The sequence below is a fragment of the Ancylobacter mangrovi genome, from assembly GCF_024752335.1.
Lineage (GTDB): Bacteria > Pseudomonadota > Alphaproteobacteria > Rhizobiales > Xanthobacteraceae > Ancylobacter > Ancylobacter mangrovi.
In genome coordinates, this window is sequence record NZ_JANTHY010000003.1 from 241577 (window position 1) to 265315 (window position 23739).

Here is a 23739-nt window from a genome sequence, read left to right on the forward strand (position 1 = left end):
GCAGCTGCGCGCGGGGGCGGACATGTTCGTCGGGCGCGGCTCCTAGCCGGCATCGCCGCGAAGCTGCCTGATCCAGCTCACCGTGCGGGCGAGGCCGCCGAGCGGAAACAGGTGGAAGCCGCGGAACAGGCTGTCGGGGTCGCTGGCCCGCGCCTCGGCGATGGCCCGTGCCAGCGCGTCGGGCGTGCGGATCTGCGCGAACTGGAGCATGCCGCCCGAATGCGATGACAGCGCCTTGATCGAGGCGCCGATGCCGCAGGCCAGCGCATGCTTGAGCAGGCTGGGCACGCCCGTGACCCCGTGCAGGCCGGGATCGACCGGCAGGCTGTTGCCCTGCTGGCGCAGCCGCTTTTCCCAGGCGATCACCGGCGCGGCGTCGAAGAAGAACTGCGTGACCAGCGCGCAGGGCAGGCCGGTGCGGGCGGCGAATTCGTTCTTCAGGTCGAGCGCGCGCTGCAGCTCGGCGGCGTCGGCGCTGGGATGCCCTTCGGGATGGCCGGCGAAGTTCACCGCCTGCAGCCCCGACGCCTCGACGATGCCGGTGCGCAGCACGTCCGCCGTCTCGGCGAAGGCGCCGGCCGGCTGCTCGTTGGAACCCGCGATCAGCAGGATCTCGCGCACGCCGGCCTCGCGCACGAAGCGCGTCAGCCAGGCCTCCAGCGTCGGCGCGTCGGGAATGGTCCGCGCCGTGACGTGGGGGACGGGATCGAGCCCGGCCCGCTTCAGCGCGCTCGCCGCCGCCAGCGTCTCCTCGAAGCTTCCCTTCGGAAGGCGGGTAACGAAGGTGCGCGTTCCCGCCGGCACGTCGAGCTCGGCGGCCCCGCGCAATGCCTCCTTCGGCGAGACCTCGATCGAGAAGCGTTGCGCCAGCGCGGCGAGGGCGAGCGCGTGGTCCGGGCGGCCGACCGTTTCATCCGCATGCGCGCGATCGCGCTCGGCAGAGCTGAATTGCATGGAGTTTGCCCCTTGGGCTCTGGCGTTTCCGTTATTATTTCTTACGTTAAAGTTGGATTTTGTGCTGTCAAGCGCGTCGTTCGACGGGCGGACTGGCCTTGCCGGGCAAGGCGTTGAGGTCTCGTCCCGGACGCGGTAGGCTTGAAAAGAGCGAAACGACGGTTGGATTTTATGGACGTCAAGACAGCCCGACGCAGCGGCCTGAAGAAGGTGGGCGAGGTGGCCGACATCTTCGGCACCACGCCGCGCACGCTGCTCTATTACGAGGAGCAGGGCATCCTGTCGCCGATGAAGACGGCGCGCGGGACGCGCATGTATTCGGACGCCGACATCAAGCGGTTCGAGGTCGCCTACAAGCTCTCCTGCCTCGGCGTGCCGCTGAAGACGATCCGCGACCTCGCGACCACCCGCCCCAATGCGCAGACGGGCGACGAATCCGGCCGCAAGCTGTGCGGCATCCTCGACGGGCTGGTCGAGGACATTTCGCGCCAGATCCGCCACCTCGAATTCATGAAGCAGGACCTCGAGCGCGGCCGCCTCATGATCCGCATGTGCTGGGACTGCCCCAACCGCCCGACCCGGCGCACCTGCCCGAAATGCCCCTGCGAGGTCCAGATGGACCAGTCGCAACTCATGTGGCTGACCTGGGACCCGGACCGTCCCAACCTGCCGCCGTCAAATCCCGGCGAGCCGCCGACCAAATGCATGGAGGCGAGCTTCCCGGACGTCGCCGACGCGGAGCCCGGCCTCGCCGAGCCGGTGTCCGTCCAGCCGGTGCCCGCCGAGCCGGAGGGGCCGCAGCCCAAGCGCCGTCCGGGCCGGCGGAATCTGGGCGAGCGCCAGCGCAAGACCACCGCGGCCGCGGACTGAGCCGGGGTCGCCCGCGGATCGGGCGGGCCGCCGCGGGCTGACGCGCCCGTGGCCCGGGCGGCCGGTCGGGCCGGGGGGGCTTCCGCTCATTTGCCTCCGTGTAGCAGCGGGAAGGGACGGCGGCGCACCGGCCACCTCTCACAAATCCTCCGTTTCGCGCGTCCCCCGTCCACCCCCGTCCACCCCCGTCTCACCCCCATCGAGACCGACCCGACCGGCCGCCAGCCGACGGCGCGCTTGCGCCATTGCCGACCCATGCCCGGCCGGCGAAATCGGACGCGACCGGCAGGCACGGCCGCAGCGAGCCTATTGACGATCTCAAAAATCCGACGTTAACGTTGTAAAAAATGCGCCAGATACTGGCCGTTGACGGGAGGAATGAGATGACTCGCTACAATCTGGTGGTCGTCGAGAAGATCCATGAGGCGGACGACACCTGCTCGCTCCGCTTTGAGCTGCCGGCCGAGGTGGCCGACGATTTCGCCTACAGCCCCGGCCAGTTCGTGCATGTGCGCGCCGTGGTCGACGGGGCGCCGGTCGAGCGCAGCTATTCGCTGAGCTCGGCGCCGCAGGTCGACCCGCACTTCCAGCTCACCATCAAGAGGGTCGAGAGCGGCGCGCTGTCGCCGTTCCTGGTCGAGCAGGTGCAGCGCGGCGACCGGCTGGAGGTCTCCGAGCCGCAGGGCCGCTTCTTCGACGAGAATGCCGGGCCGGCGCGCCACTACCTGCTGTTCGCGGCGGGCAGCGGCATCTCCCCGCTCTATTCCATCCTCAAATGGCTGCTCGGCCGGGAGCGCGGCGACAGGGTCACGCTGGTCTATGCCAGCCGCTGCGAGAGCGGCATCATCTTCCGCTCCGAGCTTGACGCGCTCGCCGCCGCCCATGGCGAGCGGCTGCGCCTCGTCCATGTGCTCTCCCGCCCTGCGCCGGGCTGGACCGGCGAGAGCGGCCGCCTGGTCGCCGACGCGATCGAGCGCCTGCTCGGCCCGCGCGATGCCGGCGGGCTTCCCGAGATTGCCTATCTGTGCGGGCCGGAATCCTTCATGGCCGCCGTCGCCGAAGCGCTGGAGCAGCGCGGCCTCGCCCCGCGCGACATAAGGCGCGAGAGCTTCGCGACTGCCGAGGCGGTGTCCGCCGACGCGCTGGACGACGAGACCACGGTGCGCATCCTCCCCGAAGGCACGGCCGAGGATGCGCCGGTCGCCGCCGCGCCGCAGACCGAACTCACCGTGGCGATCGACGGCGAGGAGCACTCGATCGTCCCGCAGCCGGGCGAGACCATCCTTGCCGCCCTGCAGCGGGCGGAGATCGACGCGCCGTTCTCCTGCCAGGAGGGCACGTGCCTGTCCTGCATGTGCCGGGTCGAGCAAGGTGCGGTGCGGATGCGCCGGCACGAGCTGATCGGCCTCACGCCGGAGGATCTGGGCGAGGGCATCGCGCTTGCCTGCCTCAGCAAGGCGGAGGGCGCGCGGGTGCGCGTGTCGTTCGAGGATGTCTGAGGCCGCCACGATGGACCAGGCCATCACGGCGCCCGGCCTCGAGCGCTTCGCCCGGCTCGCGAAGACCGCGCCGGGGCCGGACGAGGCGGCGGCACGCGCCGTGCGCGCCCGTCAGGCCAACCTGACCAAGCCGCCCGGCTCGCTCGGCCGGCTCGAGGAAATCGCCGAATGGCTGGCCGCCTGGCAGGGCCGCGAGATGCCCGCCGCCGACCGCGTGCTGGTCGCCATCTTTGCCGGCAATCACGGCGTGGCCGCACGCGGGGTTTCCGCCTATCCCGCCGAGGTGACGGTGCAGATGGTGGCGAATTTCAGTGCCGGCGGAGCCGCCATCAACCAGCTCGCCCGCGCCTTCGGCCTCGCTCTCAAGGTGGTGCCGCTGGACCTCGCCCGCCCGACGCAGGACTTCACGCTCACGAGCGCGATGAGCGAGGAGCAATGCGCGCAGGCGATGGAATGCGGCGCGCAGACCCTCGACGACGAGATCGACCTGCTCTGCATCGGCGAGATGGGCATCGGCAACACCACCGCCGCGGCGGCGCTCTTCCACGCCCTGTTCGGCGGCGAGGCGGCGGCATGGGTGGGGCCGGGGACCGGCGTGCAGGGGCCGGCCCTGCAGGCCAAGGTCGAGGTGGTCGATGCGGCGGCGCGGCGGGCGAGGCAGGCGAGCGGGCCGGGCGAGATGCCGCCCCTCGAGGCGCTGCGCCAGCTCGGCGGGCGCGAGATCGCGGCCATGGCCGGCGCCATCCTCGCCGCGCGGCACCGTCGCGTGCCGGTACTGGTCGACGGCTTCGTCGCCACCTCTGCGGCAGCGGTCGTGCACCGCATGGCGCCGGGCGCCATCGACCATTGCCTCGTCGGGCACCTGTCAGCCGAACCGGCGCATGAGCGCGCGGTGCGGGCGATCGGCAAGCGTCCGCTGCTCAGCCTCGACATGCGCCTCGGCGAAGGCTCCGGCGCCGCGCTCGCCGTCGCGGTGGCGAAGGCGGCGGTGGCGACGCATTGCGGCATGGCGACCTTCGAGTCCGCGGCTGTCAGCCGGGAAAGCGGGGCCGGATCGTGAGCGCCCCGCGCCCCTATATGCGCCCGTGTCTGGCTCGCTCGGCTATACGCCAGCCCGGGCGGTTGACTTGCAGCTTTAAATATCTCCATCATACGTTCGATAATGAAAATGCCGCCGCAAACGGCGGATGGGGCCCATGCCAGGGAAGGACCGCAAGTCCGACCCCTAGCGGATCCCCGACCGGCTCTGGGCCCGGAGGAAACGCGATGCACGCCATGATGCAGGCCATCGAGGATCGGCATGCCGATCGGGTGAAGGCCGCCCGCACCCGTCCGTCCTCGCCGCAGGCCACCCCGCCGCGCCCGTTTGCCCATCGCAGCGCCCCGTCACGGCACTGAGCGCAAGGCGGAGCCGGGCCGATGGAAGCATTCCTGCCCCGATATCCGATGGCCGACTGGCTCGAGCGGAGCATTCCGGTCGAGATCGGCTGCACCGCCCGTAGCGGCCTGCGGGTCGATCCCGCCGGCGCGGACCGGGCCGGCCCGTTCATCGACGCGATCGAGGCGGTGATGCCGCTCGCGGGCGATGTCGCCCGCGCCCGTGGCAGCGATTTCGTCCGTTGCGGCGTGCTGAGGCCGCCTCCCGCCGGCGGCGCGAAGGGCTTCAAGGACGAACTGGGCGTGAGCTGGCGGATGAGCTCGGCGGGTCCTTCGCCGGTCGAGCATCCGCTGGCCGAGGCGGGCCTCTCGGACGTCGCCGCCCATCCCTTCCCGCCGCTGCCACCCGATCTTCAGTTCGCCGACGCGGCCGGCATGAACACGGTGCTCGACGCGCCGACGCCCGGGGTGGTCGGCACCGCGCTCGCGCTCGTCGGCTCCTGGCGTTTCCTCGAAATCTTCATCGACGAGCCGGCGCTCGCCTCGGCGTTGCTCGACTGGGGCGCGGCCTGCGCCCGCCAGCATTATGCCGAGCTCCTGCGGCGGCTGCCGCGCGCGCCCGATCTCGTCCTCTATCAGGACGTCGTCGGCACCGACCAGGCGCCGTTCTTCTCCGAGTCCGAGTTCCGGCGGTTCGTGCTGCCGCGCCTTGCCGGCGTGGTCGACGTCCTTCGCGGGCTCGGCGCCCCGCGTATCGGCATCATGCTGCGCGGGGCGACGCTGCCGCTGCTGCCGCTGATCGCCGATCTCGGCGTCGAGGTGATCGGGATCGACCACCGCGCGCGCGGCATGGTGGCCGAGCGGGTGCGCGGTGCGGTCGGGCGCGAGGTGGTGCTGCACGGCACGGCGGATCTGGTCGCGCTCGGCGCCTGCGTCGCGAGGGGGGATCTGCGCGGTACCGCGCTGCTGGCCTGCGAGCTCGCCGAGGCGATGCCGGTCATCGCCGCGCCCGGCGGGCCGATGGCCGAGGGCGAGCTTGCCGATGCCGCCTGCGGCGCGGCGTTCCTCGCCGCACTCGCGCCCGATGAACTGGGCGACCTCGCGCGGTTCGGCCCGGTGCGCGCGCCGATCGAGCGCGCCGTGGAGCGGGTGCGGCTGCTGGCGCGCGAAGGTGCGCTTCCCGGCGTCTCGCCCGACCGGCTGGCACGCCCCGCCGTCCCGGCACCGGCCCGTCCTCACCGCGCCCGCCCGCCCGAAGGCGGGGCGCGCGCGCGGGCCGGAACCGATCCGATCTGAGATCACAACCAACAACGGAGGAAGACGCTATGGCTGGAGCAGGTGGCAGGATGACGAGCCGCGAGCGTATGTTCGCGGCGGTGACGATGACCGATCTTCCCGACCAGGTGCCCTGCGTGCCGCTGCTCATGGCGCGCGGCATCCGCGAGGGGGGCATCACGGTCGACGAGGCGCTGCGCGACGGCGAGGCCTCCGCGCATGCGAAGGCCAAGGCGCTGGCCAAGTTCGGCGGCGACGTCATCATCGCCGGCACCGATCTGTTCACCCCGGTGGAATGCGTCGAGGGCTGCGAACTCGACTATCTCCCCTACGCCCAGCCCTCGCTGGTGAAGCACCCCACCCCGACCCGCGAGGCGTTCTACCGCTTCAAGGAGAAATATGAACGGGAGGGCTTCCAGCCTTCCGCCCGCGTGCTGGAGATCCAGAGGGAAGCGCGGACCATGGTGAAGCTGGGGCTGAAGGACACGCATGTGATCCCGACCCCGGTCGGCGGGCCGATCACCACCGCCCAGCTCATGACCGGATCCTCCGAGTTCCTGCAATATCTCAGCGACGATCCGGACTATGCGCTGGAGGTCACCGAGCTCGCGCTCGACATCGTCAAGAACGTCTGCCGGATGATGTTCGAGGCCGGGATCGACGTGTGCAACATCCTCGACCCGTTCAATTCCTCCGACATTCTGCCTCCCGACGTCTATCGCAAGCACGGGCTGCCGTTCCAGAAGCGCCTGTTCGCCTATATTCAGGAGATCGGCGGCATCGGCTTCACCCATACCTGCACCTTCACCCAGCCGATCTGGCGCGACATCGCCGAGAATGGCTGCCTGAACTTCAACGGCGACATGTATCCGGGCATGGACCACGCCAAGCGCGCCATCGGCGGGCAGATCTCGCTGATGGGCACGCTCTCCCCCTTCTCCACCCTGATGCACGGCTCGCCGGAGGACGTGCGCAACGAGGTCAAGAAGCTCGCGGCCGAGGTCGGCTACAATGGCGGCTTCATCTGCATGCCGGGCTGCGACATCGACTGGACCATTCCGGACGAGAACCTCCACGCCATGATCCAGCAATGCGCGGAGATCCGCTATCCGATGGACATCGCCGCCCTCGGCGACCTCTCCAGCGTCTATATCGCCGGCCATCCCAAGCACATCGGCAAGCGCAGCTCCTCGGTGGCGGGCGACGAGAAGGTCGAGGCGGCGAAGGAGCACAGGGGCGAGAAGACGCCGGAGGACGAGGTCTACGAGAAGCTCGTCGAGGCGATCATGGACTACGACGCCGAGAAGGCGAAGGAGTGGGTTCAGGTCGGCCTCGACCGGGGCATCTCGGCGCAGAAGATCGTGTTCGACGGGCTCTCGCTCGGCATGAAGATCGTCGGCGACATGTATGAGCGCAACGAGCGCTTCGTCACCGACATGCTGAAGGCGGCCAAGACGATGGACGCCGCCATGCCGCTGCTGACCCCGCTGCTGGAATCCTCCGGCAATTCCGGCGGGCCGAGCGGCACCATCGTGGTCGGCCTCGTGCGCGGGAACACGCAGGACATCGGCAAGAACCTCGTCTGCCTGATGCTGAAGGCGAATGGCTACAAGGTCATCGACCTCGGCAAGAACGTGAAGCCGGAACAGTTCATCGACACCGCCGAGCGCGAAAGCGCGGTGGCGATCGGCATGTCGGTGATGACCAACTCCTCCACCGTCTATGTCGAGAAGGTGGTGGAGATGCTGAAATCCCAGGGCAAGGACGACAAGTACCTGCTGATGATGGGCGGGGCGGCGGCCAATCGCGGCATCGCCGACAAGTTCGGCGTGCGCTACGGGCTCGACGCGAATGCGGCGGTGAGCCTGGTGAAGGAGTATCTTGAGCACCGTGTCGCCGCGTGATGGATAGGGACCGCCGCGGTTCCGGTCCGCCGGGCCGCGGCGTCGCCGTCCTGCCGTCGCGCCGCTATCCTCGCGCGAGGGCCAGAGAAGGGAGGCAGCCATGCCGGCCTATGAATTCCGCTGCGGCGAGTGCGACGCCGCGCGCGACGTCCTCGTCGACTATGAGCGCTCGCGCGAGCTGGAGCTGATCTGCCTCGCCTGCGGCGGCACGATGCGCGTCGCCCCGGTGCTGTCGGTGCGCGTGCAGGGCTTCTCCGCCACCGCGGTGGAGGACGGGGCGGAGGCGGGCGCGGATGCCCGGTCGTGCGGGCACAGCTATGCCTGCCGGTGCAATGCCGTCAGACTGACCCGGCCCAACCCGCTGGTCTCCCGGCCCTCGCCGGCCGAGTGAGAAGGTACCCTCTTGAACATCAAGGCTGATCGTCCCCGCAGCGTATGGTCCGGCCCGGCGGTTGCCCATGGCGGCAACCTGTCCGCTGCGCGCCGGCTCTTTCCCGACGCGGCCGGGCCATGGATCGACCTTTCGACCGGCATCAATCCGCTCGCCTATCCGATGGAGACGCTGAACCTTCCGGCGAGCGCCTGGACGCGGCTGCCCGAGCCGGCGGAGATCGAGCGGCTCGAGGCGAGCGCGGCCGCCGCCTATGGCGCCCCCGACCCGCGCGGCCTCGTCGCGGCGAGCGGCACGCAGCCGCTGCTGCAATTGCTGCCGCAGCTCCTGCCGGCACGGCGGGTCGCGATCCTCGGCTTCGGCTACCAGGAGCACCCCGCCTGCTGGCGGGCGGCGGGGGCCGAGGTGCGGATCGTCGAGAATGTGGACGAGCTCGCCGCGCCCGGCACCGAGGTCGCGCTGGTGGTGAACCCGAACAACCCGGACGGGCGGCTCACCGATGCCGCGGCGTTGCGGGAGGTTGGAGAGAGCCTCGCCGCGCGCGGCGGGCGGCTCATTGTCGACGAGGCGTTCATGGATGTGGTGCGGCCCTCGCAGAGCCTCGCCCCAAGGCTGCCGCCCGGCACCATCGTGCTGCGCTCCTTCGGCAAGGCCTACGGGCTGGCAGGGCTTAGGCTGAGCTTCGCCATCAGCGATCCCGCGACCGCCGGGCAGATCCGGGCCCGGCTCGGCGCCTGGCCGGTCTCCGGGCCGGCGCTGGCGATCGGCACTGCCGCGCTGGCCGACCGCGATTGGATGGAGGCGGAGATCGCCCGGCTGGAGGCAGCCGCCGCGCGTCTCGACCGCCTGCTGGAACGCGCCGAGCTCGACGCTGTCGGCGGCACGAGCCTGTTCCGGCTGGTGCGCAGTCCCGACGCCGCCGGCTGGTTCGAACGGCTCGGCCGGGCCGGCATCCTCGTCCGGCGCTTCGACGAACGGCCGGAATGGCTGCGCTTCGGCCTGCCGGGTCCCGAGGCGGACTGGCGGCGGCTGGAGACGGCGCTGCGCGGCTGACGGCCGACGCTACGATTTCATTCCGGCAACAGCATCGCGGCGAGCGCCTCGTCGAGCGCCTCATCGAGCACGCCGGCACGGTCCCCGGCGAGCAGACGCGGCACGTCCAGCGTTTCGAGAAAGGCAGTGGCGAGCCGGATGTCGGCGTGCGGGCACTGCGCGGGGATGTTGTCGCGCGGGGCGGCGATCATCGGCCAGCCGGCAACGATGTCGTCGAGCGTCGCCATCAGCCGGCCCCGGTCCTGCCGGCGCAGCGCGGCGGCGAGGCCGGGAAAGTCCAGCACGCCGTGGAACACGATGTCCGGCCCGGCCGCCGCGCGCACGTCGGCGATCGCCATGCCCGACGCTTCCGGCTCGAAGTTCAGCACCCGCACGCCGAGCGCGAGGATTTGGTCGAGGATCGGCCGGATCGCGCCGCAGGAATGGAACAGGAGAGGGGCGGGGCAGGCGGTGCGGATGACCGAGAAGAGGCGCGCCATGCGCGGGCGCAGGAAGAAGCCGAACCGCTCACCGGACAGATAGAGGCCGGTCCGGTGCGCGAGGTCGTCGCCATAGACGATGAGGTCGGGCGCGCCCGGCAGCGCGGAAAGCATCTGCCGGTAGTCGCGCGCGATCAGGTCGGCGGCGCGGTCGAACACCGCATTGGCGACCGGCCAGCGCTCGGCGGTGTCGTCGAGCAGTTCGTAATAGCCGCGCAGGCGGAAGGCGGTGTCGATCAGCCCCGGCGAGGGGACGTCGGCAACGACGACCTGCTCGCGCGCGGGATCGGCCAGAAGCCCGGTGCCGGCGAGGGGAGGAAGGGGTGCACGCGGCGCGCGGGCGATGGCGCCGATGCCCGCCCCGGCGAGCGGATGGTCGAGCGGGGCCGGCTCGCCATCGGCCCAGATCCACGACACGCCGTCGCGGTCCGTGAAGCCGTCCTTGTCCGGGTCGATCGCGGCGCCCGCAAAGGCCGGGCCGACGCGGCGGGTCTGCGCGCCGAGCGCGTCGAGCTCGGCCGGCGAGAGCAGCGGCAGGTGCATGACCGGATCGCCATAGGCCCCGCCGCCGCCGGGCACCGGGCGTTCGCCCGGGCGTAGCGCGGTGAGGGTCGAGGTGCCGACATCGACCAGCAGCCGGTCGACCTGCCGCCCCGCGAGCAGGGCGGCCAGCCGCGCCCGGGGCGTCATTCCGCGGCGGCGGCCGGCGGCGCGCTCGGCGAGGCCAGCTTGAACATGGAGAGCACCGGGTGCGGGCTCGGCAGCTTCTGGCCGTCGAGCTCCTGCGCCGCGAAGCCGAGGAACACCTCGCCGCTCGCCACCGCATGGGCCGCCGGCACGGTGCGCTCGATCAGCCCGTAATGCAGGAAATCCCCGCCATGGAAGCGGATCGACAGCAGGCTGGCGCCGAGTGAGAGGTTGACGAACTCCTTGCCGAGCGACTTCAGCCCGGTCCATTGCGGGAAGCAGTTCGCCACGGCGCCGCCGGCGGGATAGCCGAAGGTCTCGCGCACCAGCTTGATGGCGCGGTTGGTGATGCCGATCGAGGGCGGGTCCATCACGCCGCAATCGACGATGGGCGCGGTCACGCCGATCTCGTCGAGCCAGGGGCGGAAGGTGTTCTCGATCATGTTGACGGTGCCTTCGGGCGTCGGGTCGGCGACGTCATAGGCGAGGATCATCACCGCGCCGGGCTTGTGCTCCTTCAGCGCGTCGATCTCGAACGGCTCGGTGTCCTCGTTGAGCGAGGCGAAGATGCAGCGGTCGAGGCAGCCGATCTCGGCGGCGGTCTTCAGCCCCTGCACCCGCGCTTCGCCCTCGGTGGCGTTGATCAGCATCGGCAGGTCGGTGCGGGCAGCGACGAAGCGCAGGAAGCGGTCCATCGCCTCCTCCGAGGCGGCGATGACGTCGAACGCCATCTGCATGCCGTAGGTGCGGTGGGTGTCGTTCACCCGCTGAATCAGCTTGGCGGCGCGCTCCTCGTCGAACGTGCCGGCGAAGGCGTCGGTGACGATGGAATGCTTGTCGTAGAAGATCGAGCCGACCAGCATGCCGGTCCGCCCGCCGAGAGGGCCGCCGATGGTGACCTTGCCCAGGTTGATCTCGTGAAGCTCGGCCATGCGTTCCTTCCTCCCTCTCGCGTGCCCCGGGCCGCCGCCGGCGCGCCCGGCGCCGGGTCGGTCCCGCTGCCGTCCCGGGCTTTGCGGGCGGCGAAGAGCGACGCTGTGCTGTTTCCTGTCGGGCGTTGAGCGCACGACGATTATGACGTGAACGTTAGATTATCTTCCTTTCAAGTCAACAGTCACCTCCGGCCAGCTCCGGCCGTAGCGCACGCGGTTTGGCTCTACAATGCCTTGTGCCGGCAAGGTGCTTGACAAAGCGGCACGCAACAAATCATACGTTAACGTAATAAAATGAATAAGCGACGCCACCGACGGATCGGCGTCGCATGGAGGAGCCCGCCGTGGAGACATCCGCCTTTATCCTGAAGCTCGCCTGCCCCGACCGTCCCGGCATCGTGGCGGCGGTCTCGCATTTCCTGCTGCATGCGGGGTGCACCATCGTCGAGGCGCAGCAGTTCGAGGACCCGACCGAGAAGCGTTTCTTCATGCGGGTCGTGTTCGCCGGCGCCGGCGGGCAGATCGAGCCCGCGCGGCTGCGCGCCGCCTTCGAGCCAATCGCCGACCCGTTCGCGATGCAGTGGAGCCTGACGCGGCAGGGCGAGCACAAGAAGGTGCTGATCCTGGTCTCGAAGTTCGACCACTGCCTGGTCGACCTGATCTACCGCGCGCGCATCGGCGAATTGCCGATCGACATCACCGCAGTCGTCAGCAACCACGGGGCGGAGAACTACCGCCACATCGACTTCGGCGGCCTGCCGTTCCACCACCTGCCGGTGACGAAGGAGACCAAGCCCGCGCAGGAGCAACGCATCCTCGAACTGGTCGAGGAGACCGGCGCCGACCTCGTCGTCCTCGCCCGCTACATGCAGGTGCTCTCGGCCGAGCTGTCGGCGGGGCTGGCGCGGCGGTGCATCAACATCCACCACTCCTTCCTGCCCGGCTTCAAGGGCGCCAAGCCCTATCACCAGGCGCATGAGCGCGGCGTGAAGCTGATCGGCGCCACCGCTCACTACGTGACCGACGACCTCGATGAGGGGCCGATCATCGAGCAGGATGTCGAGCGCATCAGCCACTACGATTCACCGGAAAACCTGGTCCGCAAGGGTCGCGACATCGAGCGTCGCGTGCTGGCCCGGGCGGTGCGCTACCACGTGACCGACCGCGTGCTGCTCAACGGCCACCGCACCGTCGTTTTCCCGGACTGACCGCGACTTCGTCCGCTTCTCAAGAAGGTTGCACACACATGACGGCCAGGATCATCGACGGGAAGGCGGAAGCTACCCGCCTCGTGGAAGGCGTGAACAGCCGGGCGGCCCTCTTCGCGCAGCGTGCCGGCCGGCGGCCGGGGCTCGCGGTGGTGCTGATCGGCGAGGACCCGGCGAGCGCCGTCTATGTCGGCGCCAAGACCCGGCGGGCGGCGGAGGCGGGGCTGGCCTCCTTCAAGCACCACCTGCCGGCGGACACCAGCGAGGCCGCGGTGCTGCGGCTGCTCGACGAGCTCAACGAGGACCCGGCGGTCGACGGCATTCTGGTCCAGCTTCCGCTGCCGCCGCAGATCTCGGCCGAGCGGGTGCTGAACCACATCAACCCGGCCAAGGATGTCGACGGATTCCACCCGCTGAATGCCGGCCTGCTCGCCACCGGTCAGAAGGCCGGGCTGGTGCCCTGCACCCCGCTCGGCTGCCTGCGGCTGATCGAGACCGTACGTGCCGACCTGACCGGGTTGAATGCGGTGGTGGTCGGGCGCTCGACCATCGTCGGCCGCCCGGCCTCCCAGGTGCTGCTCAATGCCGGCTGCTCGGTCACCGTGGTGCACCGGGAAAGCCGCGACGTGCCCGGCCATTGCCGAGAGGCCGACATCCTGCTGGTCGCGGTCGGCCGGGCGGGGCTGGTGCGCGGCGACTGGGTGAAGCCGGGCGCGGTGGTGATCGATGTCGGCATCAACCGCGTGGCGACGCCGGAAGGTTCGGTCATCCGCGGCGACGTCGCCTTCGACGAGGTGGCCCCCATCGCCGGCGCCATCACGCCGGTGCCGGGCGGGGTCGGCCCGATGACGGTCGCGGCGCTGATGGAGAACACGCTGCACTGCGCCGAGAACATTTTCGCACAGAGCGCCGGCTCGCTGGCGCTGGCATCCGCCTGATCCCGCGCGGAGCCCGGGAGATGGAAACGACCGCCGCGCCCCCGCCGGCGCCGGACGCCCGGACCGGACGGCTTCGCCCGGCGGACCGGGACGCGGGACGCGAGGTTACCCGCGCGCTCGGCGATCTCACCAGCCTGCATGGCGCCGTCATCGACTATTCCCTGGAACGGATGGACCGCCTGCTCGCCGATCTCGGCCGGCCGGAACGCCGATTGCCGGCGGTGATCCACGTTGCCGGGACCAATGGGAAGGGCTCGACGCTCGCCATCATGCGCACGCTGCTGGAGGCGGGCGGCCGGCGCGTGCACAGCTACACCTCGCCCCATCTCGTGCGCTTCAACGAGCGCATCCGGCTCGCCGGCGCGGGCGGGTCGGCGCCGGTCGCGGACGCGGTGCTGGCGGAGGCGCTCGGCGAGGTGCTGGAGGTCAATGGCGGCCAGCCGCTGACCTTCTTCGAGGGCACGACCGCCGCCGCTCTGCTGCTGTTCGCGCGCCTGCCGGCCGAGGTCGTGCTGCTGGAGACTGGGCTCGGCGGGCGCTGCGACGCCACCAATGTGGTGCCGGAACCGGCGGCGACGGTCATTACCTCGCTGTCCTACGATCACCAGGCCTTTCTCGGCCGCACCATCATCTCCATCGCGCTCGAGAAGGCCGGCATCTTCCGGCGCGGCGTGCCGGCGGTGCTGGCGCGGCAGGATTTCAGCGAGGCGGCGCGTGCGATCGCGCGGGCGGCGGCGCAGATCGGCGCCCCGCTCCGCTCGGCCGGTTCAGGCTTCGACGCCGAACCGTGCAACGGCGGCTTTAGCTACGTTGCCGACGGCCGCACCATGGACCTGCCGCTGCCTGGCCTCGCGGGCCGCTACCAGATCGACAATGCCGCGGCCGCCATTGCCGCGCTGGAGGCTGCGGGTCTCGCTCCGTCGCGGGAGGTGTTGGCGCGCGCCTTGCCGCTGGTGCGCTGGCCGGGCCGGCTGCAGCGCGTGGAAGGCGGCTTCGGCGTCCGGCTCGCGCGCGGGGCGAGCCTCCTCGTCGATGGCGGGCACAATCCCGGCGCGGCGCAGGCGGTGGCCGCCGAGATCGCCCGCCTCGACGCCGCCGGCCCGCGCCGCAACCTGCTGGTCTTCGGCATGCTGGCGACCAAGAACCCCGCCGGCTTCCTGCGCCCCTATCGCGGCCTCGTCGAGCAGGCCGTCGCCGTGCCGCTCGCCTTTGCCGAGGGGCCGGCCTTCTCCTGCGAGGAGCTGTGCGCGAGTGCCGCCGATGTCGGCATCGCCTGCCGGCCCGCCAGCTCGCTCGACGAGGCGATGGAACTCGCCGCCCGGCTGGCGGGCCGGAACCCGGCCCGGATCGTCGTCTCGGGCTCGCTCTACCTCGCCGGCGAAGTGCTCGCCCGCGCCGGGCAGGCGACCGGCTGAAGGCGCCCGACGAAATGACATTCGCGAACCGCCTGTCGGCGCTGGAATTTCCGGGCGGCATGAATACAAGGTGACCGTGGCCTGCGCCCGGCATGACGAGCCGGAGGGCAGGCCGGGGTGAGGGAAGCGATCCCTGCCGGCCCTTAGCGAGGGGCGGCCGGGATCGGGCGCTATCATTGGAATAGCGAGGTGTGCGTTGATCGATCTCGGGCCGCTCCGTCAGCATATGCCTACCTTCGAGCCCGGCACGGTCTGGCTCGTCGGGTCGGGGCCCGGCGACCCGGCGCTGCTGACGGTGGCGGCGATCCATGCGTTGCAATGCGCCGACGTCATCGTACATGACGCGCTGGTCTCCGAGGCGGTGCTGGCGCTGGCCGCGCCCGGCGCCACGAGGGAGTTCGCGGGCAAGCGCGGCGGCCGGCCGTCGGCGCTGCAGCCCGACATCACGCGGCGGCTGATCGAGCTGGCGCGCGAGGGCCGGCGCGTGCTGCGGCTGAAGGGCGGCGATCCGTTCGTCTTCGGCCGGGGCGTCGAGGAAGCGATGGCACTCGGCGAGGCGGGCATCGCCTTCCATGTCGTCTCAGGCATCACCGCCGGCATCGGCGGCCTCGCCTCGGCCGGCATCCCGCTCACGAGCCGGATGACCAATCACGGCGTGATCTTCCTCACCGGCCATCTGGCAAGCGCGGAGGGCATGGCGATCGACTGGAAGGCCATCGTCAATTCGCGCCTGCCCGTCGTCTTCTACATGGCGATGGCGGTGCTGGAGGAGATCGCCGGCGGCCTGCTCGGGGCGGGCATGGCGCCGCTCACGCCGGCGGCGGCGGTTGCCCGCGCGAGCCTGCCCGACCAGCGCGTGCTCGTCACCACGCTCGGCCGGCTGGTCGAGGACGTGCAGCGCGCAAACCTCGCCACGCCGGCCATCGTCGCCGTCGGCTCGATCGTGTCGCTTCGCTCGGTGCTCGCCCCGTCCGTGCCGTGATGCCCGGCGGGGCGTGCCGGCTCACGCCGGGGCGGAAAGGAACGCCTCGACCTGCCGCGCGAACTCGCCGGCCTGCTCGACATTCGAGACGTGGCCGGCGTCGAGGCGCACGAGCTGCGCACCGGGGATCCTCCCGGCGATGAACGCGCCGGCTTCCGGTGGTGTCGAGCCGTCCCTCTCGCCGACGATGACCAGCGCGGGATGGCGGATCTTCCCGACTTCGTCGCGGAAATCGAAATCGCGCAGGGCGGCGCAGCAGCCGGCATAGCCCTCGCCCGGGGTCGCCGCCACCACCTGGTGCAGGCGGGCGATGGTATCCGGTTCGCGGTCGGCGAAGGCGGGAGCGAACCAGCGCGCCATAGTCGCGATGGCGATCGCCTCCATGCCCTGCTCGCGGGCCATGGCGGCCCGCTGGTCCCACAGCTCGGGTGGGGGCATGCGCACCGCGGTGTTGGCGAGCACGAGCCGGCCGAGGCGGCCGGGCGCGTTCACGGCGAGCCACATGCCGGTCATCCCGCCCATCGAAATGCCGCACCAGTCGGCTTGTGCGAGGCCGAGATGATCCATCAGCGCCAGCGCGTCGGCGCCGAGCCCGGCCATGGAATAGGGGCCCGCCGGCGCGTCGGAGCGGCCGTGGCCGCGCTGGTCGTAGCGCACGACGCGCCGGTTGCGCGCCCAGGACGGCATCTGCGCGTCCCAGAACGAGACGTCGGCGGCGAGCGAGTTCGAGAGCAGGAGCGCGGGGGCGCCGTCCGGGCCGTCGACCCGGTAGTGCAGGCGCCCCCAGCCGGTCGGGCAGAAGCTCATGCCGCCCCCGCGCCGCGTATCTCGATGGTCTCCATCGCCTCCAGCTTCGGCAGGGTCAGGCGCAGATACGCACCCTGCCGCTCCACCGGAATGTCCCGCTCGGCGAAGACCAGTCGCGCGGTGCCGGCCTCGAAGCCTTCCGGCGCGCGGATCTCGATGACGAGGTCGTGCAACGGCACCAGCTCCTCGATGATGCGCCGCTGCCCGGTGTTGAAGCTGCCGGGCGAGGAGAAGTTGATCAGCGACAGCACCAGCCGGTCCTCGCGCCGCAGCAGGGCGAGGTCGACGAGGCCCGGCCCGGTGACGCGCAGCACGTCCTGGAAGCCTTCGGCCGCCTTCACCGCATTGGCGAGCAGGCGGAACAGGTCGCGCAGCCCGTAGCGGAAGCCGATCAGGTCAGGCTGCCACGGGAAATAGACCACGCGGCCCTCGCCGACGGGCCGGTCGACGACCATCGGGTAGTCGGTGACGTGCTTGATGACGTTGAATTCCGGTACGCTGATGCCGCTGCCGACCTCGCCCTCGACCGGCGGGACGAGGGTGAGCGGCGCCGTCTTGCCCTCGCCCTCGCTCTCGCTCTCGCCGTCCGGCGTGCGCACGAACACGATGTCGCCGGCGACCGGGATGAGGTCAGTACCCTCGAAGCCGGCCATCAGCGGGTTGTCCGGCTCGCGGATCACGCCATAGGCGGCGCGCAGGTTCGTCCACGTCACCCCGGTCTGGGTGATGCCGGCAAGGCGGCCCAGCAGCGTCTGCGCGCGCGGATTGCCGAGCGCGTCGAAATTGCCCGAGAGATGGGTGGCGACGAGATGGCCACCCCCGCGCACATAGGCTTCCAGCGCGTCGCAGGCAGCGTCCGACAGGCAGGCGGCGTTCGGCAGCACGACGGCGCGGTAGCGCTTCAGCGCCTCGAGATTCAGCCGGTGGCCCGAGAGGATGTCGAACGGGACGCGCTGGTCCATCATCGCGTTGTAGGCGCCGCGGAAATGGTCGAGATAGCGTCCCGTCGGGTCCTGCTGGCCGATATTGTCGAGGCTGTGCCGCGAATAGACCAGCGCCACTTCGGCCCCCGAGCGGTTGTCGAGATAGGTGTCGCGGTTGGCGCGGAAGCGGGCGAAGGTGGCGCGCAGGCTGTCGAGGCCGCGCTTGTCGAAATGGGTCTCCTGATAGCCGGTGACATGGATCCACGGCATCACGCCCTGCGCCATGATCTGGCCGGCCCACATGCGGTTCTCCGCCGCCGGCACCGCGTAGAAGCGCCACCAGGGCAGGAAGTAGCTCACCGTGATGCCGCCGCCCTTCTCCGGGGCGAGGTCGCGCATGTAGCGCGCCTCGAGGCCGGGCCAGAACATGTTGGCGTAGCGGCGCTGGGCCTCCAGCACGATGCCGTCCTGATGCGGCTCGGTATAGTCGAGGTCCCAGCCGCCGACGCGCGAATGGTCCCAGGATTCCGCCACCTGGCTGAGCGGGATCCACGCCGCCTCCGGCCGCACGCGGTTCTTGAGCGCCTGAACCTCGGCGTTCCACTCGGCGATGCACTCGTAGCGCCATTCATTGTACTGGCGCCAGGTCTCGTCGCCCCAGTTCTCGGCCGGCAGCGCCTTGCCGGTGCGGGCGCGGAACTTCGACCGGCAGACCCCGCAATGGCACTGCGGGGTGTGCCAGGGTGAGAACTGCGCGGCGTTGGCCCAGACCGCGTCGAACGGATAGCGGGTCAGCATCTCCTCGATCACCCGCATCATGAAGTCGCGGTAGTAGCCGCCGTTCGGGCAGGTGATGAAATGGCCGTGCACGCCGATCGGCTTGCCGTTCTTGTCCTGCGCGAACCATTCGGGCCGCTCCTCATAGAGCTCGCGCGAGGCCATGGAGGGGTCGATGCGGGCGACGGGGCGGATGTCGCGCTTCTTGAGCGCCGCGATCATCTCCGCCGCGAGGTCGCGCTCGCCCAGCGTCGCGGCGCGCGGATGGTGCTTCACCTGCGTAGGGTAGAAGGCGACGATGCCGCCGACCGAGAAGCCGAGCGCGTCGAGCGAGAAGGACTGGGCGAAGTCGGCCATCTTCTCGGCGTCCCAGGTCCCAGCGTCTCCCTCGCGCAGCGTCATGATCATGACGAGCGAACGCTTCAGCCAGCTATGGTCGATGTGGGAAGTCATGCGTGTACCTATGTCGGTCGGCCGCGCCCGCCGCGCGGTGAACTGCGCGTGGCGGGTGGAACGGGGTGGGCTCGGGTCAGGCGGCGTGGTGGCTCAGCAGCGGGTCGGCGTTCAGCAGTTCGCGCGTGTAGTCGTGCTGCGGGTTCTCGAAGATCTCGCGGGTCGGTCCCTGCTCGACGATCATGCCCTTGTGCATGACCAGCACCCGGTCGGCGAAGCTGCGGACCACCGGCAGGTCATGGGCGATGAAGAGATAGGAGAGGCCGAACTCGTCCTTCAGCGCCTTGAGCAGCGCGATCACCTGCGCCTGCACGGACACGTCCAGCGAGGACACCGCCTCGTCGCAGATGATGATGTCGGGCTTCAGCGCCAGGGCGCGGGCGATGGCGATGCGCTGGCGCTGGCCGCCGGAGAACTGGTGCGGATGGCGGCCGGCATGCTCGCGCTTCAGGCCCACCTCCTCCAGCAGGTCGCCGACCCGCTGCTCCCACTGCGCGCGGGGCAGGGCGTCGCGATGGATCGCCCAGGGCTCGGAGACGATCTCGAACACGCTCATGCGCGGGTTGAGCGAGGCGGTCGGGTCCTGGAACACCATCTGGATCTGGCGCTGCGCCAGATCGCGCGTCTCGGCGGTGGGGTGGATCAGGCTGCGGCCGCGGAAGAAGGCGTCGCCCGAGGTTGCTTCCTCGAGCCCGATCAGCGTGCGCACCAGCGTCGACTTGCCCGAGCCGCTCTCGCCGACGATGCCGAGCGTCTCTCCCTGCGCCAGCGTGAAGGACACGCCGCCGAGCGCGCGCACCGGCGGACGGGCGGGGCGGAACAGGCCGGCCGGCGTCACATATTCCTTCGTCAGCTCCTCGACGCGCAGCAGCGGCTCTGCCGGCGCCGCGCGCTCGGCGATGTCGGGGAAGCCGTGGCGGCCGGGAATGGCGTCGAGCAGGCTGCGCGTATAGGGGTGCTGGGGAGACTCGAATACCTGCTTGACGGTGCCGGCCTCGACGATGCGGCCGGCATTCATGATCACCACCCGGTCGGCCATGCCGGCGACGATGCCGAGGTCGTGGGTGATCATCAGGAGCCCCATGCCGCGCTCGCGCTGCAGCTCCTTCAGGAGGCCGAGAATGCGCGCCTGCACCGTGACGTCGAGCGCGGTGGTCGGCTCGTCCGCGATCAGCAGGTCCGGGTTCAGCGCGATCGCCATGGCGATCATGATGCGCTGGCGCTGGCCGCCCGAGAACTGGTGCGGATAGTCGCGAAAGCGCGCCGCGGCGTTGGGCAGGCCGACACGCTCCAGCAGCTCAAGCGCCTTCGCGTTGGCTTCCGCGCGGGCGACGCCGTGGGTGCGGAAGGTCTCTGCCACCTGCCAGCCGATCGGGTAGACCGGGTTGAGCGCCGCCAGCGTGTCCTGGAACACCATGGCGATGCGCGAGCCGTTGATCTCGCGCTGGCGCTCGGGCGTGGCCTTGAGCAGGTCCTCGCCGCAATAGAGCACCTCGCCGGAGGTGATGCGGCCGGGCGGGATGTCGATCAGCCCCATCAGCGCCGAGGAGGACACGCTCTTGCCCGAGCCGCTTTCGCCGAGGATGGCCAGCGTCTCGCCGCGGTCGATGTGCCAGGAGACGTCGCGCACCGCGGGCACGACGCCGTTCCGGGTGTGGAACTCGACCGAGAGGTGCTTCACCTCGACGAGATGGCCGGAGGTCTCACTCATTGCCGCCGCCATTGCTGCTGCTCCGTGCTTCGAGCCGCCAGCGCTGCACCGGGTCGGTGACGATGCGCAGCCAGTTGGCGACGAGGTTCAGGGACATGGCCGTGAGGGTGATGGCGAGGCCGGGCCAGAACGCCACCCACCAGGCGGTGCCGAGATAGCTCTGGCCCTGCGCCACCATCGCGCCCCAGGTGAATTCCGGCGCCTGGATGCCGAGGCCGAGGAAGCTGAGGCTGGACTCGGACAGCATCACGAAGGCGAATTCGAGCGTGGCGATGGTCACCAGCGTCGGCGTCACGGTCGGGCGGATGTGGCGCCAGACGAGCCGCAGCGGGGACGCCCCCATGACCTTCGCGGCCACGACGAAGGTGCGCTCGCGTATCTCCAGCACCTCGGCGCGGGTGGTGCGCAGATAGATCGGGATGCGGGTGATGGCGAGCACCAGCACCAGATTGGCGATGCCGGCGCCGAGCACGTAGAGCACGATCATCGCCAGCAGCAGCGAGGGAAAGCTCATCAGCACGTCGGCGACGCGCATGATGACGCCGGTGGTCCAGTCGGCCCGGTAGCCGGCTATGAAGCCCAGCAGCGAGCCGATCAGCAGCGAGGCGATCACCGACAGTCCGGCCACCATCATGGTGTTGCGGGTGCCGACGGCGATGCGCGCGAGGATCGAGCGGCCGAGGGAATCCGCGCCGAGCACGTAGTGCCAGCCGAGATGCATCGACATCGGCGGCGCATTGCGCGCGGCGAGATTGATGCGCGTGGCGCTCTGCCCGAAGATCGTCGGCCCGAACAGGGCCGCGAACACGACCAGCAGCAGGAACAGGACCGCGACGAAGGCGAACTTGTCCCGCCACAGCAGGCCCAGCGACTGGCGCCAGAGCGAGGGCTCGGTCATGGCGATGGGAGGTGCCGTCATGGTCATTGGGCCCTCATGCGTGCTTGATGCGCGGGTCGAGCAGCGCGTAGGCGAGGTCGATCGCGATGTTGAGCAGGAAGATGGCGCAGGCGGTGAGGATCACGCCGGCCTGGATGACCGCGAAGTCGCGGTACTGGATCGATTCCATCATCAGCCGGCCGATGCCGGGCAGGCCGAAGATGACCTCCACCACCACCGCGCCGTTGATCATGCCCGACGCCTGGTCGCCGGCCACGGTGATGATCGGCAGCATGGCGTTGCGCAGGGCGTGGACGAAGACGATGACCCGCTGGCTCACGCCCTTGGCGCGGGCGGTCTTCACATAGGCGGAGGAGAGCGCGCTGATCATCGAGCCGCGCACCACCTGGGCCAGCAGGCCGCAGGGCCGCACCGCCAGCACGATCACCGGCAGGATCCAGTATTCCGGCCCGCCCATGCCGGAGGTCGGCAGCCAGCGCATCCACACCGCGAAGACGAGCACGCTCACCAGAGCGAGCCAGAAGTTGGGCACGCTCGCCCCGCACAGCGAGATCACGTTGATGAAGCGGTCGAGCACGCCGTTCGGGCTGCGCGCGGCGAGCGAGCCGGCGACGATGGCGATGACGAGCGCCAGCGCCATGGCTAGGACGGCGAGGGTGAGCGAGACCGGGAACGCCTCCAGCACCAGGTTGAGCGCGGGGCGCTCGAGGCGCATCGAGCTGCCGAAGTCGAGATGCACCAGATTGGCGAGGAAGTGGCCGAACTGGACGATCATCGGGTCGTCGAAGCCGTGCGCCTGCGAGAATGCCGCGCGCACGTCCGCCGGGGTGTCGATCGGCAGATAGAGATCGCTCGGATTGCCCGTCAGCCTCGACAGGAAGAAGACCAGAATGATCAGCCCCATCATCGAGATGAGGCTGTGGAGCATTCGCTTCGTGACATAGCCGTTCACGGTCGCTCTCCGCTGTTGCCAGGGCCCGGCGACGCATCGGCGCCGCCGGCGGTACGGGGGACGCCACCGTTCATCCGGTGGCGTGGCTCACTTGGTGTCGGCGTACTCGCCGTTCCGGCGGCGGATCACCTCGCGCTCGGCGGGGGTCTCCCATTGCTGGGCGTACTCGCTCTTTTCCCAGGCTTCGAGGTCCATCAGGCCGATGCCCATGCCGAAGCCTGGCTCGCTGGTGTAGGTGTTGACCATGAAGGCCAGCCACTTGCCGTCCGGGCTGACGTTGGAGTTGCTCGCGCGCCAGGGCTGGCGGTCGAACATGCGGGTCATGCGCACGCGCCGGCCGGAGCCGTCGAGCTTCAGCTTCCACAGGTCGATGGGCGGGAACTGGTCGACGAAGTCGCAGGAAGATTCCAGGCAGATGTGCTGCTGGTCCGGGAAGATGCCTTCCGGCTCGTTATGCGTCAGCGGCTCGTCGATATAGGTCTTCACGTCGAGCGTCTTCAGGTCGATGCCGCGGGTCTGGGTCTTCCAGGTCGTCGAGCGGTCACGCGGGCCGATATACTCGGCCATGATCACTTCGGTGTCGTTGTTGCGGAAGTCCTGCGGCTCGGGCCGGCGCAGGCCGGTCGGCGAGCGGTAGATCGGCCGGGTGGCGCCGAGCTCGGCCCCGTTCGGGCCGTAGTCGAGCTCGGTGACGTAGCACTCGAAATCCTCGAAGCCGCCGAGGCGCGGGTCGTGCTCGCCATGGCGCGAATAGGTGATGCGGTCGGCGATGGAGGAGACGCCGATGCCCTCGAAGAAGGTCAGGCCCATCGGGCGCGGCGGCTCGCTCGCGTCCTTGTCCATGTACCAGAGCTCGGATTCCACGTAGCGGCTGACGTGGTGGTGCTTGAACTCCTTCGGACCGATCAGAAGGTAGTCGCCATTGCGCAGGAACAGCACGCGCAGGAAGCTGTGGTGCTTGCCGAGATTGCCGGTGAGGTTGCGGATCTGCCGGGTCTCGAGGTCGATCTCGTGCACGTCGCCGTAGGCCTTCTCGACGAAGGCGATGCGCTTGCCGTCCGGCGACCAGTAGGGCCGCGCGCCGTAATTGCTCAGCTTCTGGTGGAAGGGCGGCGGGTTGTCGAGGACATGCTCGCCCGCGAAGGCGGCGTTGTCCCACTTGTAGATGGGCATGGGTCTTCCTCTCTCGGCGGATCGTGGCGCAGGCCGTGGGCGGCGTGCGGAATCCGGGCGGCGCGGCGGGCGCACCGGCGG

General features: G+C 70.2%; 21 protein-coding genes. 12 read left to right on the top strand and 9 right to left on the bottom strand.

What is annotated here, in order from left to right; genetic code table 11:
• Positions 1-42 precede the first annotated feature (42 nt).
• Positions 43-954, bottom strand: coding sequence for a methylenetetrahydrofolate reductase (locus NVS83_RS10835; RefSeq protein WP_258739320.1), 912 nt, complete (start codon positions 952-954; stop codon positions 43-45).
• 171 nt (positions 955-1125) lie between these two features.
• Between NVS83_RS10835 and NVS83_RS10840 the strand changes: the two genes are divergently transcribed.
• The 8 genes from NVS83_RS10840 (at position 1126) to cobD (ending at position 9323) form a co-directional block, all read left to right on the top strand.
• On the top strand, positions 1126-1824 hold the full coding sequence (locus NVS83_RS10840) for a MerR family transcriptional regulator (protein WP_258739321.1): 699 nt from the start codon (positions 1126-1128) through the stop codon (positions 1822-1824).
• A gap of 383 nt (positions 1825-2207) precedes the next feature.
• Entirely contained in the window at positions 2208-3323 is a 1116-nt protein-coding gene (locus tag NVS83_RS10845) for a ferredoxin--NADP reductase (RefSeq protein WP_258739322.1), read from the top strand.
• A gap of 10 nt (positions 3324-3333) precedes the next feature.
• Positions 3334-4383, top strand: a complete 1050-nt coding sequence (gene cobT, locus NVS83_RS10850; RefSeq protein WP_258739323.1) for a nicotinate-nucleotide--dimethylbenzimidazole phosphoribosyltransferase — start codon at positions 3334-3336, stop codon at positions 4381-4383.
• A 206-nt stretch (positions 4384-4589) separates the two neighbouring features.
• A complete protein-coding gene (locus NVS83_RS10855; RefSeq protein WP_258739324.1) occupies positions 4590-4721 on the top strand; it encodes a hypothetical protein in 132 nt (43 codons plus the stop codon).
• A 48-nt stretch (positions 4722-4769) separates the two neighbouring features.
• Complete coding sequence (locus tag NVS83_RS10860) at positions 4770-5996, top strand: uroporphyrinogen decarboxylase family protein (protein ID WP_258739325.1); 1227 nt, start codon at positions 4770-4772, stop codon at positions 5994-5996.
• 50 nt (positions 5997-6046) lie between these two features.
• Complete coding sequence (locus tag NVS83_RS10865) at positions 6047-7879, top strand: MtaA/CmuA family methyltransferase (RefSeq protein WP_258739326.1); 1833 nt, start codon at positions 6047-6049, stop codon at positions 7877-7879.
• A gap of 100 nt (positions 7880-7979) precedes the next feature.
• Positions 7980-8270 (top strand): zinc ribbon domain-containing protein, encoded by a 291-nt coding sequence (locus NVS83_RS10870; RefSeq protein WP_258739327.1) that lies wholly within the window; start codon positions 7980-7982, stop codon positions 8268-8270.
• Between the two features lie 12 nt (positions 8271-8282).
• Positions 8283-9323, top strand: coding sequence for a threonine-phosphate decarboxylase CobD (gene cobD / locus NVS83_RS10875; RefSeq protein ID WP_258739328.1), 1041 nt, complete (start codon positions 8283-8285; stop codon positions 9321-9323).
• A gap of 17 nt (positions 9324-9340) precedes the next feature.
• On the opposite strand, the gene NVS83_RS10880 is transcribed toward cobD, so the two are convergent.
• Positions 9341-10492, bottom strand: coding sequence for a uroporphyrinogen decarboxylase family protein (locus NVS83_RS10880; RefSeq protein WP_258739329.1), 1152 nt, complete (start codon positions 10490-10492; stop codon positions 9341-9343).
• Entirely contained in the window at positions 10489-11421 is a 933-nt protein-coding gene (locus NVS83_RS10885; RefSeq protein WP_258739330.1) for a tetrahydromethanopterin S-methyltransferase subunit H family protein, read from the bottom strand. The genes NVS83_RS10880 and NVS83_RS10885 overlap by 4 nt, the downstream gene beginning before the upstream one ends.
• Before the next feature lie 344 nt (positions 11422-11765).
• Between NVS83_RS10885 and purU the strand changes: the two genes are divergently transcribed.
• From purU to cobA, 4 genes are all read left to right on the top strand, one after another.
• Positions 11766-12629, top strand: coding sequence for a formyltetrahydrofolate deformylase (purU, locus tag NVS83_RS10890; protein WP_374115052.1), 864 nt, complete (start codon positions 11766-11768; stop codon positions 12627-12629).
• Between the two features lie 38 nt (positions 12630-12667).
• Positions 12668-13567 (top strand): bifunctional 5,10-methylenetetrahydrofolate dehydrogenase/5,10-methenyltetrahydrofolate cyclohydrolase, encoded by a 900-nt coding sequence (locus NVS83_RS10895; RefSeq protein ID WP_258739332.1) that lies wholly within the window; start codon positions 12668-12670, stop codon positions 13565-13567.
• Positions 13568-13587: 20 nt separating this feature from the next.
• Positions 13588-14982, top strand: coding sequence for a bifunctional folylpolyglutamate synthase/dihydrofolate synthase (locus NVS83_RS10900; RefSeq protein WP_258739333.1), 1395 nt, complete (start codon positions 13588-13590; stop codon positions 14980-14982).
• Positions 14983-15208: 226 nt separating this feature from the next.
• Positions 15209-15964 carry a uroporphyrinogen-III C-methyltransferase gene (gene cobA, locus NVS83_RS10905; protein ID WP_258739334.1) on the top strand — a complete coding sequence of 252 codons (756 nt, stop codon included), beginning with the start codon at positions 15209-15211 and terminating at the stop codon, positions 15962-15964.
• A gap of 21 nt (positions 15965-15985) precedes the next feature.
• On the opposite strand, the gene pcaD is transcribed toward cobA, so the two are convergent.
• The 6 genes from pcaD to NVS83_RS10935 all read right to left on the bottom strand — a co-directional run bounded on the left by pcaD (position 15986) and on the right by NVS83_RS10935 (position 23658).
• Positions 15986-16771 carry a 3-oxoadipate enol-lactonase gene (gene pcaD, locus NVS83_RS10910; protein WP_258739335.1) on the bottom strand — a complete coding sequence of 262 codons (786 nt, stop codon included), beginning with the start codon at positions 16769-16771 and terminating at the stop codon, positions 15986-15988.
• Positions 16768-18924: a beta-galactosidase trimerization domain-containing protein gene (locus NVS83_RS10915; RefSeq protein WP_258739336.1), complete on the bottom strand. Its 2157-nt coding sequence runs from the start codon at positions 18922-18924 to the stop codon at positions 16768-16770. The genes pcaD and NVS83_RS10915 overlap by 4 nt, the downstream gene beginning before the upstream one ends.
• 76 nt (positions 18925-19000) lie before the next feature.
• Positions 19001-20635, bottom strand: a complete 1635-nt coding sequence (locus NVS83_RS10920; RefSeq protein ID WP_258739337.1) for an ABC transporter ATP-binding protein — start codon at positions 20633-20635, stop codon at positions 19001-19003.
• The gene (locus NVS83_RS10925) at positions 20628-21554 is read right to left on the bottom strand and encodes an ABC transporter permease (RefSeq protein ID WP_374115041.1); all 927 of its coding nucleotides are present in this window, start codon (positions 21552-21554) and stop codon (positions 20628-20630) included. Before NVS83_RS10925 ends, NVS83_RS10920 begins: the two co-directional genes overlap by 8 nt.
• 13 nt (positions 21555-21567) lie before the next feature.
• Entirely contained in the window at positions 21568-22485 is a 918-nt protein-coding gene (locus NVS83_RS10930) for an ABC transporter permease (protein ID WP_258739339.1), read from the bottom strand.
• Positions 22486-22572: 87 nt separating this feature from the next.
• On the bottom strand, positions 22573-23658 hold the full coding sequence (locus NVS83_RS10935) for a TolB-like translocation protein (RefSeq protein WP_258739340.1): 1086 nt from the start codon (positions 23656-23658) through the stop codon (positions 22573-22575).
• Between the last annotated feature and the right edge of the window lie 81 nt (positions 23659-23739).

Bases quoted from the DNA above. Each gene is read 5' to 3' on its own strand.
- NVS83_RS10900 (WP_258739333.1), top strand. From the start codon at position 13,588: ATGGAAACGACCGCCGCGCCCCCGCCGGCGCCGGACGCCCGGACCGGA.
- pcaD (WP_258739335.1), bottom strand. From the start codon at position 16,771: ATGAGCTTCTGCCCGACCGGCTGGGGGCGCCTGCACTACCGGGTCGAC.
- NVS83_RS10885 (WP_258739330.1), bottom strand. From the start codon at position 11,421: ATGGCCGAGCTTCACGAGATCAACCTGGGCAAGGTCACCATCGGCGGC.
- NVS83_RS10925 (WP_374115041.1), bottom strand. From the start codon at position 21,554: ATGACGGCACCTCCCATCGCCATGACCGAGCCCTCGCTCTGGCGCCAG.
- NVS83_RS10870 (WP_258739327.1), top strand. From the start codon at position 7,980: ATGCCGGCCTATGAATTCCGCTGCGGCGAGTGCGACGCCGCGCGCGAC.
- NVS83_RS10855 (WP_258739324.1), top strand. From the start codon at position 4,590: ATGCACGCCATGATGCAGGCCATCGAGGATCGGCATGCCGATCGGGTG.
- cobT (WP_258739323.1), top strand. From the start codon at position 3,334: ATGGACCAGGCCATCACGGCGCCCGGCCTCGAGCGCTTCGCCCGGCTC.
- NVS83_RS10895 (WP_258739332.1), top strand. From the start codon at position 12,668: ATGACGGCCAGGATCATCGACGGGAAGGCGGAAGCTACCCGCCTCGTG.
- NVS83_RS10935 (WP_258739340.1), bottom strand. From the start codon at position 23,658: ATGCCCATCTACAAGTGGGACAACGCCGCCTTCGCGGGCGAGCATGTC.
- cobA (WP_258739334.1), top strand. From the start codon at position 15,209: ATGCCTACCTTCGAGCCCGGCACGGTCTGGCTCGTCGGGTCGGGGCCC.
- NVS83_RS10840 (WP_258739321.1), top strand. From the start codon at position 1,126: ATGGACGTCAAGACAGCCCGACGCAGCGGCCTGAAGAAGGTGGGCGAG.
- NVS83_RS10915 (WP_258739336.1), bottom strand. From the start codon at position 18,924: ATGACTTCCCACATCGACCATAGCTGGCTGAAGCGTTCGCTCGTCATG.
- NVS83_RS10845 (WP_258739322.1), top strand. From the start codon at position 2,208: ATGACTCGCTACAATCTGGTGGTCGTCGAGAAGATCCATGAGGCGGAC.
- NVS83_RS10860 (WP_258739325.1), top strand. From the start codon at position 4,770: ATGGCCGACTGGCTCGAGCGGAGCATTCCGGTCGAGATCGGCTGCACC.
- NVS83_RS10880 (WP_258739329.1), bottom strand. From the start codon at position 10,492: ATGACGCCCCGGGCGCGGCTGGCCGCCCTGCTCGCGGGGCGGCAGGTC.
- NVS83_RS10865 (WP_258739326.1), top strand. From the start codon at position 6,047: ATGACGAGCCGCGAGCGTATGTTCGCGGCGGTGACGATGACCGATCTT.
- NVS83_RS10920 (WP_258739337.1), bottom strand. From the start codon at position 20,635: ATGAGTGAGACCTCCGGCCATCTCGTCGAGGTGAAGCACCTCTCGGTC.
- NVS83_RS10835 (WP_258739320.1), bottom strand. From the start codon at position 954: ATGCAATTCAGCTCTGCCGAGCGCGATCGCGCGCATGCGGATGAAACG.